General features: G+C 32.9%; 24 protein-coding genes. 3 read left to right on the forward strand and 21 right to left on the reverse strand.

Annotated elements, in window-relative coordinates:
* Positions 1-9: 9 nt before the first annotated feature.
* From NST14_RS21375 to NST14_RS21465, 19 genes are all read right to left on the reverse strand, one after another.
* Positions 10-141: a DUF3983 domain-containing protein gene (locus NST14_RS21375; RefSeq protein ID WP_001061241.1), complete on the reverse strand. Its 132-nt coding sequence runs from the start codon at positions 139-141 to the stop codon at positions 10-12.
* Between the two features lie 124 nt (positions 142-265).
* The gene (locus NST14_RS21380; RefSeq protein WP_000137019.1) at positions 266-448 is read right to left on the reverse strand and encodes a hypothetical protein; all 183 of its coding nucleotides are present in this window, start codon (positions 446-448) and stop codon (positions 266-268) included.
* Positions 449-538: 90 nt separating this feature from the next.
* Positions 539-778, reverse strand: a complete 240-nt coding sequence (locus tag NST14_RS21385) for a hypothetical protein (RefSeq protein WP_341119129.1) — start codon at positions 776-778, stop codon at positions 539-541.
* 35 nt (positions 779-813) lie between these two features.
* Complete coding sequence (locus NST14_RS21390; protein WP_229143777.1) at positions 814-1,008, reverse strand: hypothetical protein; 195 nt, start codon at positions 1,006-1,008, stop codon at positions 814-816.
* On the reverse strand, positions 1,005-1,346 hold the full coding sequence (locus tag NST14_RS21395; RefSeq protein WP_341119130.1) for a hypothetical protein: 342 nt from the start codon (positions 1,344-1,346) through the stop codon (positions 1,005-1,007). Before NST14_RS21395 ends, NST14_RS21390 begins: the two co-directional genes overlap by 4 nt.
* A gap of 152 nt (positions 1,347-1,498) precedes the next feature.
* A complete protein-coding gene (locus tag NST14_RS21400; protein ID WP_001216585.1) occupies positions 1,499-1,720 on the reverse strand; it encodes a hypothetical protein in 222 nt (73 codons plus the stop codon).
* 501 nt (positions 1,721-2,221) lie between these two features.
* Complete coding sequence (locus NST14_RS21405) at positions 2,222-2,434, reverse strand: hypothetical protein (protein ID WP_046952021.1); 213 nt, start codon at positions 2,432-2,434, stop codon at positions 2,222-2,224.
* A 42-nt stretch (positions 2,435-2,476) separates the two neighbouring features.
* Positions 2,477-3,076, reverse strand: a complete 600-nt coding sequence (locus NST14_RS21410) for a hypothetical protein (RefSeq protein WP_073340196.1) — start codon at positions 3,074-3,076, stop codon at positions 2,477-2,479.
* 34 nt (positions 3,077-3,110) lie between these two features.
* Positions 3,111-3,407 carry a hypothetical protein gene (locus tag NST14_RS21415; protein WP_073340191.1) on the reverse strand — a complete coding sequence of 99 codons (297 nt, stop codon included), beginning with the start codon at positions 3,405-3,407 and terminating at the stop codon, positions 3,111-3,113.
* Between the two features lie 185 nt (positions 3,408-3,592).
* Entirely contained in the window at positions 3,593-4,075 is a 483-nt protein-coding gene (locus tag NST14_RS21420; RefSeq protein ID WP_016718366.1) for a nucleoside triphosphate pyrophosphohydrolase family protein, read from the reverse strand.
* A 15-nt stretch (positions 4,076-4,090) separates the two neighbouring features.
* Complete coding sequence (locus tag NST14_RS21425) at positions 4,091-4,510, reverse strand: hypothetical protein (RefSeq protein ID WP_016718367.1); 420 nt, start codon at positions 4,508-4,510, stop codon at positions 4,091-4,093.
* A gap of 12 nt (positions 4,511-4,522) precedes the next feature.
* On the reverse strand, positions 4,523-4,777 hold the full coding sequence (locus NST14_RS21430; RefSeq protein WP_016718368.1) for a hypothetical protein: 255 nt from the start codon (positions 4,775-4,777) through the stop codon (positions 4,523-4,525).
* 14 nt (positions 4,778-4,791) lie between these two features.
* On the reverse strand, positions 4,792-4,965 hold the full coding sequence (locus NST14_RS21435; protein ID WP_000805174.1) for a DUF3954 domain-containing protein: 174 nt from the start codon (positions 4,963-4,965) through the stop codon (positions 4,792-4,794).
* 154 nt (positions 4,966-5,119) lie between these two features.
* On the reverse strand, positions 5,120-6,034 hold the full coding sequence (locus NST14_RS21440; protein ID WP_046941894.1) for an AAA family ATPase: 915 nt from the start codon (positions 6,032-6,034) through the stop codon (positions 5,120-5,122).
* Positions 6,035-6,048: 14 nt separating this feature from the next.
* The gene (locus NST14_RS21445; protein ID WP_046941895.1) at positions 6,049-6,933 is read right to left on the reverse strand and encodes a phage replisome organizer N-terminal domain-containing protein; all 885 of its coding nucleotides are present in this window, start codon (positions 6,931-6,933) and stop codon (positions 6,049-6,051) included.
* A gap of 5 nt (positions 6,934-6,938) precedes the next feature.
* Positions 6,939-7,115, reverse strand: coding sequence for a hypothetical protein (locus NST14_RS21450; RefSeq protein ID WP_000364156.1), 177 nt, complete (start codon positions 7,113-7,115; stop codon positions 6,939-6,941).
* A 205-nt stretch (positions 7,116-7,320) separates the two neighbouring features.
* Positions 7,321-7,581: a hypothetical protein gene (locus NST14_RS21455; RefSeq protein WP_000626615.1), complete on the reverse strand. Its 261-nt coding sequence runs from the start codon at positions 7,579-7,581 to the stop codon at positions 7,321-7,323.
* A 39-nt stretch (positions 7,582-7,620) separates the two neighbouring features.
* The gene (locus NST14_RS21460; RefSeq protein ID WP_001072504.1) at positions 7,621-8,352 is read right to left on the reverse strand and encodes an ORF6C domain-containing protein; all 732 of its coding nucleotides are present in this window, start codon (positions 8,350-8,352) and stop codon (positions 7,621-7,623) included.
* Between the two features lie 65 nt (positions 8,353-8,417).
* A complete protein-coding gene (locus tag NST14_RS21465; RefSeq protein WP_000773128.1) occupies positions 8,418-8,618 on the reverse strand; it encodes a helix-turn-helix domain-containing protein in 201 nt (66 codons plus the stop codon).
* A 210-nt stretch (positions 8,619-8,828) separates the two neighbouring features.
* On the opposite strand from NST14_RS21465, the gene NST14_RS21470 reads away from it, so the two are divergent.
* A complete protein-coding gene (locus NST14_RS21470; protein WP_001015843.1) occupies positions 8,829-9,179 on the forward strand; it encodes a helix-turn-helix domain-containing protein in 351 nt (116 codons plus the stop codon).
* A gap of 5 nt (positions 9,180-9,184) precedes the next feature.
* On the opposite strand, the gene NST14_RS21475 is transcribed toward NST14_RS21470, so the two are convergent.
* A complete protein-coding gene (locus tag NST14_RS21475; protein ID WP_000712278.1) occupies positions 9,185-9,334 on the reverse strand; it encodes a hypothetical protein in 150 nt (49 codons plus the stop codon).
* Between the two features lie 285 nt (positions 9,335-9,619).
* Complete coding sequence (locus NST14_RS21480; RefSeq protein ID WP_001228856.1) at positions 9,620-10,759, reverse strand: AimR family lysis-lysogeny pheromone receptor; 1,140 nt, start codon at positions 10,757-10,759, stop codon at positions 9,620-9,622.
* A gap of 520 nt (positions 10,760-11,279) precedes the next feature.
* On the opposite strand from NST14_RS21480, the gene NST14_RS21485 reads away from it, so the two are divergent.
* Positions 11,280-11,627: a helix-turn-helix transcriptional regulator gene (locus NST14_RS21485; protein ID WP_000859168.1), complete on the forward strand. Its 348-nt coding sequence runs from the start codon at positions 11,280-11,282 to the stop codon at positions 11,625-11,627.
* A gap of 204 nt (positions 11,628-11,831) precedes the next feature.
* Positions 11,832-13,001, forward strand: a complete 1,170-nt coding sequence (locus tag NST14_RS21490) for a site-specific integrase (protein ID WP_000190217.1) — start codon at positions 11,832-11,834, stop codon at positions 12,999-13,001.
* Positions 13,002-13,061: the final 60 nt, after the last annotated feature.

A 13,061-nucleotide genomic window follows, 5' to 3' on the forward strand; every position in this document is an offset into this window, starting at 1 on the left:
GGACTATATTTATTTCGTCATACTTGTCTGCATGAAAAGGTTCCTCCATGCTTTATCTAATCTTTCTTTCTCATATTTTTGTATAGCCTTTGTACGACGAGAAATTGCTTTTTTCAATTTCTTCTTTTTTAAATTATTCAATCCTCTCACTCCTTCGTACGAAACAGTTTTACTGTCCATTTTTGGGTGTTTTCATTAATTTAATACCTTATTACATTCAAAAAATTGATTGAATATGCATTATGCCTATATAATTTCAAAAGGATTATTTTATTAAATTATTTTTCCTTAACCAGAAAAATTGTTCCATGCCTCTTACATCTTTCTCATACACTGGCATTACATATATCTCTTCATTTATTAACAGTTGAAACTCTACGCATTGTTTTTCATTATTCCACCCATAAGATGCCATAGGAACCATTTTAGGCTCTGTTTTTTCTGTCATTTTCCTCTTCCTCCCCTGAATAAAACTCAATATTCCGTCAATACTGTAGATGACACGGTAATCTTTTCTCCGATTTCCTTACGCGAGCAGTTAGCTTTTGCTAGCTGCTCTTTTATTTTGAAATGTATATTGTTTAGGGAAATCTAACTTGATCCATTCTCCCTTTTTAAACCATTCACTTACACTTACTCCGCAATCAGCACATTCATATGTTACGTAATCATATCCTTCTTTACGGTTAATCCCTTCTTGGCAACAACTCCAACCTACTGTTTCATGTTTACAAAACAATTGATGGATACGTTTATGTAACGGAATATTTAATTTCATTGTCTTCTCTCCTTTTCTACAAAATGAAATTTTTATTATAAAACCTTGATCATACGTCCATATCTTCTAAGGAAAGTTAATACCGTTTGCATCTCTTCAGCTGTACGACTCACTAAACAATCAACCGCTTCCCCTTCAGGTATTCCGTAAACTTCAACCAATTCCTTAACTGCTGCGATATCCTCTTCACAATAAGCATCTTCAGGTAAGTATGTTTTTTCTTTCATCATTCATCCGCTCCTCTTTCTCGTAATAGTTTCATTTCTTTTATATAGTGATCAAGATTCTCTAAATTTGAAAATTGTTTAAGCAAGTTACCAAAGTAAGGCTCGTCTTTTCCGTATTTGCAATTCCATAATTTTCGCGATTTATCAAATCGAATGATTAGATTTATATTGGATTCTAATACACTACATTTATGATACTTAGCTTCTTCATTGAATCCTTTTGTTTTCATATATTCCTGTTTCATTTCTAATAAAGCTTGAATAATTATATCGATGTTATAGAGATCAATCTCTTTCTTCATATTCACACCCTTTCTAACTAAAATAGCGTTTTTGTTCAAAATAATACTCCTATCCATTTGGACACATTTACCAGTATTTTTACCAAAAAATTCATGATATAGTTATTTAGTCGAGTACGTCATTACTTGACAATTACCCTTAGGAACTCCGCAGACAAACGGGGTTTCTTTTATTTAAATAACGATTTTGTTTAATTTCTAACTTTTATCACATTAGTTTTAAATGCTTCACCCTTACGGTTAAAAGATACAATATTCATACCATGATAATCTCTGTGCCACCGGAAAGTTGGATCTAATCTATTATTAAACTCTCCATCAAACTTTCGTATCGTTGAAATTTTGATATTCTTCATTCCCATAAAATTTTCTTCACCTATTTTTGTCATTTGTCTATTTCTTGTATGTCTCATCCGTTCCATTCCCCTCCATATCTTTTATCACTAAATGTAAATATTAAGTTGTAAATTTAATTTACTTAGTGCTATAATTCGAGAGATCGATAGTTACATTCACTGATCAACCTCATGTAATTTTAATAAAAGTTCTCGAGATTCAGCCCCTAACAGCGCACCGTTAGGGGCTGAATTCTTTCCAAATAAAGATTTTATTGTACAACTACACATACCTAAACAACATGCATACATTATGGTGTGTATTCATTCAATATAAGTTTTGGTAAGAGAGTTCTTTGGCAAGAGCTCTCTATTTTTAAAATAAGAATTTTGTTTTAATACTCTACGCAATCCTCACACCAATACAAAATTTTGTTTTTATAACTCCAATCATTTATGCCTCGGATCTGGTTTATATTTAATTTCTTGTCACATAAGTAACAAGTTTTAACTTTTGTTTTTCTCCATCTTTGTTTCTTCATCGCCGCTCCTCTTTTCTTATTCGAATAACTATTTTGTTTAAATTTCTATGCCTTTTATCGCTTTTTCGATTCGTTCGTCTAGTTCGTTATATTCTTCATAAATATCTCCGACTACATTATCGATAGCCTTTTCAACCTCATACCAAGGAACTGCCTTTTCTGTCCATTTCTGATGTAAGAGCCAAGATTCAATATCATTAGCCTTTTTCTTGAGTGCATCACGTTTCTTCAAAGCTTCCGAAAGAATCATATCCATTCCCCTTTTCGATTAAAATAACGCTTTTGTTTGGTTTTAATCTTCTACTTGCACAATATTTTCAACAAAGAATACTGGTATTAACTCGACGGATTTGAATCTTCCCCTCACAATGGCACATGCATTAGAATCATAATAAGAACAAAGCACAATTTTCAGATCGCTGATAACATCTTCTACTTTCATGTAAGAATCATTATCATCTTTTACACAATCACCTACTTTGAATTCATTCAGTTCACGCCCTGCATTTTCAAACATCCTGCGACGTTTTTCTTTTTCAATCTCTTCAGGTGTAGCTTTTCTTAAGCATTCAAATGGATAGTGTTGATAACAACCAGATGAATAAAAATCAGTGATTGCAAAATCTAATCCGTCTTTCGTATATTTACCTTTTATTTTGAATGTGTGTTTTAAGGAAGTAACCCAGTCTTCCATTTGTAATGGCTCTTCATAATCTACAAATTCATCGTCAAAGAAAGAATTAATTGTTATATTGCAAGGTCCCGCAAGACCTCCGCACATCATCCAAATTTCCCCTTCATTATATTTATAGGCACTGCCATTATTAGAGTTAGGTGTAATCCAGTTTGTTTTCATACGCTCAATCGCTTTAAATCCTGTATATGTCTCCATTCTTCTAAACTCCTTTTCTATTAAAATGACACTCTTATTCAATTTCTCCTCTATATTTCTTTATTGCTTGATCAATTGCTTCAATACCACTATCTGAACTGTCATACCATTCAACTGCCTTCATCACGCCTTTTAATCTTTCTTGCATTACATCTACCCTTATTAACGACTGTTGAATAGTGTATTTCATATTGAGTACTTCTTTCGCTGCATCTTCATAACCTAACTCAATTAAACGACTTGCCATAGCTTCAAGATCTTCTATTTTTCCATACTCAAACAATTCATTCGCGTCTTTAAAACATAAATAGTTAAAACTTCCGCCACTCATATTTTCACTTCTCCTTTTGTACAAAATTCAAATTTTATATTAATTTTTTATAAAGATTGATAAAATATATTCCCTTCACCCAAAAACCCTTATATACTAAAAGTGCAAATGTTATATTTGCCAACATTCCATTTTTTTGTACGACAACCTTTTGATTGAAGGCTAGGTGAAATCCTAGCCTTTTTTCATTTCACATCAACACGGTTTTGACTTGCTTCCCGACTAAATCCATCCGGATATCTTTTAGCTAGTTTTGCAATATTCATTTCAGCAATATCTTGTAACGTATATCCCAGTTCGTGCGCCATAATTGATACATAATACATAATGTCTCCAAGTTCTAAAGCTAATTTATAAGTGTTTCCATCCTCCTCTCCTGGACAATGCGATGGTTGGAAACCATGTCCATGATAAATTGCTTTTTTAACAATATCAGCAACTTCACCAGCTTCTCCTGTAAGCCCTAAAGCTGCATTTGAAACACGTCCTCCAAAATCAGTTTTGTTATTCCAAGTACGTAAAGTTGCTTCCTGATAATCGTTTAATTCACCGATTGATAAAATGCTTGCAATCTGTAAAACCGTAGCTTCTTTTATAACCTGTTCACCTTTTCTTGCTTCACTAATTAATTTAGTTGCTTCCAATACACCGTTTTCCATAACTTTCATTTTCATCTACTCCTCTTAACTAATATTTTTATTTTTGGACTTAGCTGGTGTTGTAGCTGCTTTTAACGGGTCCCATCCATAACTCAATCTAGATCTGAAAGTACTTACACTTATGCCATTGGATTCAGCAATCTTAACAAGTTCCTTCCTGTCCATTTGTTTACGCGTCGGAATACTTGCCGCATCTTTAGGATCCCAACCATTATTTACCCTGCTATAAAAAGTACTTGAATTAATTCCATTTTTTTCAGCTAACTTTAGCCATTTATTGTGTTTCCCCTCGCCCATATGCCAATATGTTCTTGGTGGTGTCGTTAATGCTTCTTGCAATTCCCAACCGTATCTGTACATCCTCATGTAAAGAACTCTTCTACTAATACCATTTGATTCAGCTTGTTTATATTCCTCATCAGTTAACCAACGATTGAAAGCCATCAATTTCCCCTCCTAATCGAGTGCCAAAAATTCGGCTCTGTTACGGTTCGAATAAGTTATCCTAATCTTCTGAATACCTTTCCCATGCTCTTCTATAGCTGCATTCCAAGCTTCAACTTCAGTCTTAGCATCAAAACAATCCATCTTTTGCCGTTCTTCTTTATCGTAAAAATGGACTTCATAGCTTGGATTCAAAAACTTTTCACTGGTACTTATCGCGTCATAGTTGAAACTACCCATAACATCATCAATAGTTAATTGCTTCATAATCGCATCCCCAGTTATTTTATTTTTTCCGTGATGGTAGTTGATACACGATCAACTTTCCCACCTTGCCAAGTGATTACTTGTTCCCCAAACCCTGTTACTGGAGGATTCAGTGGAGTAACTTCACCATTTTTAACCACATAAATTTTATTATCAGTAACATCGATTTCAACTTTCGTAGGCTTCATACGACTGAAATCCTCCTTTTTCTTGTTAGCTAACTTTTTGTTGCTGTTGCTTTGCTACTTCACAATTACAACCGTTCGTTTCAATTACACCTGGATAAGTTTCTTTACGAATGATGCCTGTATTACGACATGATACACACATGCTTATTCCTCCTTAGAAACCAATATCTAAATTTAAAATTCTTTTATCTGTTGTTGTTTTAAACACGATTGTTTCATCTTTTGATACTCCATTTAACAACCTACTTGCTAATTTCGGATCATACTTTTGAAATAGCTGCTTACTTGATAAGTTTGATGTAGTAATGGTTGTTTTGTTTGCTCCTTGCCGCCCATTAGCAACGCCATAAAGTATTTTATGAACAAAATCGCTCGCTTCTCCGTTTCTATTCATAGAGCCACTTTCAGCTCCTAAATCATCAATAACCAGAAAATCCGCATCGACCATCAAACTAATACAATAATCCATCGTGTATTTTGACTCCTTATTTCGAAATGAGTCTTGTATTAAACGAATTAGTTTTTCTATCTCTACAAACAAGCAACTTTTCATTTCTTTAAATGCGTATTCATCATTAAGGGCTTCGCCATCAGAGATTGTCCAATAATGTCTTACCAGTTCATATAGCATTGCATAAGCTAAATGACTTTTTCCTACACCTTGAATACCTGCAATATACACGTTTAGAGTTTCGCCATTTTTAATACGCTCCAAAATTGCTATAGCTTTTTTCTTATTTGCTTTAGTTTCTGGACAATCCGTTTCATAGGATTCTAACCTTGATTCTGTAATTGATTGATTTTCAATAACGCTATGTTTAAAAAGAAGATTCTTCTGCCGTTCTCTATTGATCTTCTTGTAATAGTTGTTGGCTTGTTGGAATAAGACTGAATCCTGCTGTTCTACTTTGCATCTTGGGCAATAAATTGAACCATCATTTTTATCAATCATCTTTCTTACTGGCTTTACAGTTACTTGCCCACCTTTACTAAATGTATGGTTTTCGCAATATTCATCTGCAAATTCTAATGCCGCTATCTTTTCAAATGACTTCTGCATTTTTTGCATTTCTGTTCACCTCATTAAAATGGCATGTTTCCTTTAAACCCCGGAATATCTATGTGATTACCGTATTGTTGTTGATTAGATTGAGGTTTACTAACCGTTTCATTCAAATAATTATCAAAGTGTTTTAGAGAAAATAATGTGCTTGGTCTTAAATATTGATCGAGAGAGTTTCCTTCTTTATCAAACTTTCCAAGCCATTGTGATACCTTGTTATCAATGACGGTTTTGAAGTTTTCAACTGTATAACCTTCATTCCATCTAGCTCTAATTAACTTTCTATGACTTTCAGCTTTATGGTTAAAGTTCTTATCCGCTTTTTCATTTAAGTAATTTAGGATTTCTTGATAAGGAATTGATACTTTTGTATCTGATTCGTCAGAAGAAGATGTATTATTTATTTCTAATTCTTTTTCTTTATCTAATTCTTTATCTTCTTCTATATCTGTATCGTCACGTGACGTCACGAAAACGTCACTTTCACTACCCTTATTTTCTAGTGATAATTGCTGTTGTTTCTTACGCTCACGGTACTTTCTATTCCGTTCTGCATTTAATTGTTTTACACGTTCTAGACCATCAACATTCTGGTGTTTCTCCCAATTCGAAATACAAATGTACTGATCCTCTGTTATCTCAATCATTCCAAATTGCTGAAATGTTTGAAGCGCCAACCTTACTGTCGCAATTGGTCTATTGAATAGAGTTGCAAGCATTTCATCTGAATAAGGAATGTTTTTACTAAGAAAAATGTACCCACTCGCATTTGTTTTCCCGGCTTGCGCTAATAATCTAATCCATATAATTAATAAGGTATCAGCTTCAGGCATGCTCTCAATTAAACGTATTTTTTCATCCTCAAACATACTTGTTGAAAGCTTTATCCATTTAACTTCTGCCATTATTTTTACCTCCTCGTACAAACTGCCACATATGCTTGTCCACTTTGGATAATGCGTTGTATTTCATAATGTGGATACCCAACCTTAAAGTACTTTTCAATCATTCGTTTTAATTCATCTTTGCTTTTTGCTAAATCCCAAAACTTATTAGGTAATAGCACTTGATATTCGATTAAATCCATGTACTATTTCCCTACTTTCCGTGATATACTTATAACAACTTGTTTTTTCTAAATGACCCATTGCCGTGGGTCTTTTTATTTTGTTTTACGTCACTCCAAGCCCATCTTTTTATCGGTTCGTAAGTAATGTAAAGTAGCAATTACTAAATGCGATAAACATTGCGAATGCTACTAATGATGTTGTATCTTCCACTAGATCACCTCCTTATTGTTCAGATATCCATTGCAACAAGAACTCTTTTACTTGTTGAGCTGGGAAATACCATTTACCACCTACTTTGTGTTTTGGAAATCTAGGGTCAAAAAAGAATGTTTTTTGTATGGTATTCCATCCCATACAAGTTCTTCTTTTTAACTCGTTAGCGTCCCAATACACTAACTCCGCATCGATTTCTTTAACTACTTCTTCAACTTTTGCAAGATAAAGATTTCTTACTTCTTTTTCATCGACTTGAACACTAATCATTTTCATGTCTCCTTTTCTATAAAATTTTAATTTTATTGGTTAAGAAATATAGTCATCTAATGCACTAGGTCTTTCTGGTGGATACCATCCTGCGATAAATCGCATAGCATTTTGATAATATTTTCTTGGTATTTTATCGTATTTAGCGACACCGAAATGTCTTTTTAATGCGCCGTAGATTCCCTGATACGATGCATTGTCATAACCTTCTTTTTTAAGTTCAAAAACACGTTGTTTTACTTTTCGTTGTACAGCTCCTTTGTGTTGCTCAGTAAGCCATAATTCGTTATCTACCAGAAGTTTTATTTTGTTCATTTCTTCATCCGTATGATCTTGTCGTGATTTTATTTGTTTGAGTTCAGTCATACTATAGATAATTGCATCTTCAACACTTTTCGGTTGTTGCTGTAACTTTTGAATATGTTCTTTCATTCGTTTAAACTCTTGTAAGAACTTAATTTTCATTTTCATTGCCTCTGGTGTTATGTAGCTCATTGCAACAATTGCAAATGCATCTTCTGTAAGATTGAATTTTGGATACCATTGTTTATTTTGGTGATGCTGATATTGGGTACGCTCAAAGTTGAGCTGCCCCCATTCCATTTCATTTGCTTCAATCAATTTTTCTATCTGGACCTCAACATCTCGGATTACATTTTTATGTTCTTTTCCAAACATTTGAGCCATTGTTAGACTGTCTGTGACCACTTGGCTTCCTTCAATAAAAACAAATTCACTTATTGGCTGCTGTAAAAGATGTAATTGATTCATTTTCTTCCCCTCTCTCGGTTCACATTTCGTGAACGTTTGATTAAAAAATAATAGTTAACTTTTCGTTAACCTTCTACTAGTTCACCTACCGAAACTCCATATAATTTAGATAGTAAACCTAGTCTATATAAGCTCGGTTGCCTCTTACCTGACTCAAGTTGTGAATAAGCAGACTTTGTTGAATATCCAAGATAATCACCTACATAAGCCTGACTATAACCACGATTCTTTCGTAACGCTTTGGCTTTTTCTATATTTAATTTCATGTTTATCACCTTTGTTCGTTTCGTTAATTTGATAATATCACAATGTTCACTATTTGTGAACCTGTAAATTTAATTTTCTTTAAAAAACTTAAAAAAGGTTGTCTTTGAGTGAACTTTTCTGTTACATTTTAAATATATATTGAGTATATATTTAATGTACAAACGCAAAAGATAATGGTATATGTGAACGTTATAAAGGGGAGGAAACAAATGAACCACAAATTAATTAGTAAGAGGGTAAAAGAAATTAGGACTGAAATATTAAAAATGAGTCAGTCTGAATTCATTAATGCACTCGGACTAAAAAGTAAATCTGCGGTTTCAATGTGGGAGAACGAAGAAATAGATAAATGCCCATCAAGAAAAACTTCTTTAGATATAGCAAAACTTGCAAATATATCTGTAGCTTATGTATTAGGTGAATCAGATGAAAAGAATCCTGTAACAACTGCTCAGGACGAATTCGAAGAACTAATAGCTCAATTTAGAGAAAAAGATCCAGAAAAGCAAAAAGAAATTATGAAATTATTTAAAGACTTAATGAAAATAACGGGCGATTGATAGCATCAGAAGCTACCGATCGCCTGTTTCATTTTTGATATAATTTCTAGTGATTTTTCATCACCTTCATGTGCTGTTTTCATAACATCTAATAATTGCAATTCGAATTCCAATACCTCTGCTGCTGTTACGTTTTCTAAACTCTCCTTTTTCATACCTAAAACCCCCGTTTTTATCTATATAGATTGTGAATTGTTCACAAGCGTAAAACTTTTACTTGTTCCCCTAAAAAGTTTTATAGCCTATAATGCACGAAAGACGCTACCGAAGTAGCGTCTTTTTAAAATCCCCTTATTTTAAGCTTAAAGCCCACCGGGATCCGTCATCATATATTGAATTGTAGGTGTAACATTTGAATTGGCACTAACTTTTGTGTCTGTCTTATATACTAATGTACATAAGGCAAAGGTACAGATTACTGTTACAATAATTTTTTTCATTTAACTCACCTGCTCTTTCGTTAAGGCTTCACGAATAGCCTGCATGTAATATATATTACCATTTTTGGCAAGCTCTAGCAATGCATTATTAAGATATTCTATTCTTTTTTCTGGTCTAGCGTAAGCATAGTAATACCATTGAAACCCAGTCAATTTTCCGTTCTCTTCTAACAACTCATTTAATAACTTAATAGCAAGGTTTCGATCGCCATATTTCGCTTCAAAAAAAGCAATTTCAGCCTTATCTATTGCTGTAAAATCAATTTTATCAAGATTAAAGTTATGTTCTATATAAAGAAAAGCTAATGTTGTATGAAATGATTTGTATTTTCGAGTTTTCTGTGCAGAAGATACTTCTTTTAATAAACTAATAGATTCTAGGATGTACTTTTCAGCTTTTAAAATTTCTCCCGAAAATATATAAGACTCTCCGATACAACATAATGCTGTAGCTTTTGTAATCAAGGCGTTAAAACTTGATTCTACGACTTTATTGGCTATTCTACGGCTTTCGCTAACATTGTTATTTAGAAGCTGTATATAGGCTTGACGCTCATAAAAATGTAATTCTACACATTGTTTTATAAACTTATTTTCCACTTTGGGTAGTGCATTTCTAGCATTATCAGCATGCGGAAGCATCGCACTATAATTCCCGTGGTCATACATGCATACTGTTAATAACAATTCAATAAGTATTTGGCGATCTACATCTTCTATTTGCGTCAGTTTATTGACCAAATAGCTTAATTCTTGTCCACGCATTTCATTACGGTTCCTCTTATTGAAAAGTTCAAATACATCAATATACCTTTGTAAATTTTCGTTTTCTTTATATTTTCTAATTAAATACTGAATAGTGTCATATTCCCCAGCTGCTTGACAATAAAAAAGAGATTTTTTCACATTTAAATCACTTGTGCATTTCATTGCGAATTTTTTTATTTTCAATCTAATTTCTCTTTGATTATCATAGACTTCATTCAACAGTTTCAAAAAGTTCTCAAATTTCATTTCGAATTTTCCATTTAGTCCATTACATAGTGTTGTATTACTAACACCTATTTTTATGGCTAAATCATTTCTAACCATATTGTTGGAATCAATAAAACCTCTTACCTCGTTCATTAACTTTCTCATTTTTGCTCCTCCTATTGGAACAAAGACTTCGCTCGTTTTCTCAACTTTTTTAAAGGGAAAATAATACCATAGTAATGATTTAGTAATATCGGCATGTTATAATGTAAGTGTTACTCGTGTAGTAACCGAAAAGAGACTTATGGCAGATGTTCCCCTCGTGAGTCGGGCGAACGGTGTAAGAGTGGGGCGAATCACTCTTACACACGCTGTGAGTCTTTTTTTCGTTCCGTGTATTTTATTATCATAATAACACAAATTTTCCAAAATTCTGTCGAACTGTTATCTGAAAATTATTGAGAAATTTGAAAAACTGTTATGTAGCAACGTTTCTTATGTTCGACAGAATAGGATATGCCATTTCACATAAAATCATACGAATTCTCTATATGAATATTTTACCACCAAACAAACGTTTGTCTATATGTTTTTTAAAAGTCCTTAAAGATACCATTAATAAATTTAAAAGTCAGGATATCGACCAATTATGGTATAGTAATAAGGCGATTATTATACTCAAACTATGAAAACTACAGTCGGACAAAACATTAAACGGTTACGAAAGTCTTTCGATTTAACGCAAGAACAATTATCTGAAAGAACAGGTTTATCGCGCGGACAAATCAAAAATTGGGAAACTGATCGTCATGAACCTGACCTTGAAAGTTTAAAAGTACTTGCGTCTTATTTTAACACCTCCACTGACGCACTTCTTAATTTTGAGAACAAAAAAGAAGATGCGTTATTAGAATTACTATTTAATGATATCCAAAGAGCCTATGAGGAACTTGATGGACGTCAGCAAGGCCGTTTCGCAAAACAAGTTTCATTGTATGTGAAAATGTTGCAAAACAACAAAGAAATACTTTAATTTGATTTCATCATAAAAGAAATCATTTCCAATTTCAAATTGTAAAATTTTCTTTCTTTTACAATTTAAAGAAGAGAGGGCATAAGGCTCTCTCTTCTTTTTTATTTTTACATTAATTAGGTTGTCGTGATATTATTCTAATTAAGTTCGACAGTAACATATCCCACATCAAGTATTATGACACGATATAAAGGAGGATTTTTGATGGCGACTTTCAGAAAGCGGGGCAAAAAATGGGAATATCGAATCCGATACGTTGATAAAACCACTGGTAAAAAACGAGAAATAAGTAAAGGTGGATTTGATTCAAAAAAAGAAGCTACCTTTCATGCTAATGAAAGAGAGCGTCAATTATTTCACGGAATGGCTGCTGACAGCAAGAAAACTCTATTAAGTGAATATCTAATTGAGTGGCTGGAGACTTATAAAAAAGGTAAAGTGGGGCAAAGCACTTATATTCTCCATAAAAACAATATTAACAATCACATCATCCCATATTTTAAAAATATCAAATTAGCGGATATGAATAAAATCGAATACCAAAAATTTATTAATCACCTTATAAACAAAGGCTATTCCAAACGAACAGTAGAAATTGTTAACTCAACAATGTCTAATTCAATAAAACGCGCTATAGATTTAGAAATGGTCTACAAAGATTTCACAAACAGAATTCTAATTGCTGCGGATCACTTCAACCAGCATTCGAAAAAGGAGAATTACTTAACAAAAGAACAAGTATCAAAATTATTGAATACGGCTCACAAAGACAAAATGATATATTATGTATTAATCTATACCTTAGTAGAGACTGGTATGCGTAAAGGCGAAGCAACAGCATTAGAGTGGGACACAAATATTGATTTAGATAACAAAATGATTCACATCGATAGAACTATAAATTATCACGCATATACTCCTACCGGACAGAAGAATAGTAAAGACCTAATAGGTAAAACAAAAACTTATGATTCTGTGCGTTCAATTACTATTTCAGATAGACTTGTCTCTGTACTAAAAACATTTAAAACTTATCAAAATGAGTGCAAGCTAAAACTCGGTGCTAGGTATGATAAAACTTATGATTTTGTATTTACAACTACAGGTAAACCAATACCAAAATCAACATTGAAAAATGTTTTAGATCGCATTATAAAAAACGCAGAATTACCTCAAATCGGTGTTCATGGGTTAAGGCATACTCATGCTGTTCTTCTTTTAGAAGCTGGAGTAGAAATGAAATATATCCAAGAAAGATTGGGGCATAAAAGTATCGAAATTACTTCTAATATTTATTCTCATGTCACACCTAAAATAATAGAAAATGAACAAAGTAAATATGAAGCTTATGTGGGGCAAGAATTTATTTTCTAGAAAAAGCGGGGCAAAAGCGGGGCAAATCAGTTTTCGCACAGAGAATTCACCTTCATAAAC

Source organism: Bacillus sp. FSL W8-0519 (assembly GCF_038005585.1).
GTDB lineage: Bacteria > Bacillota > Bacilli > Bacillales > Bacillaceae_G > Bacillus_A > Bacillus_A paranthracis.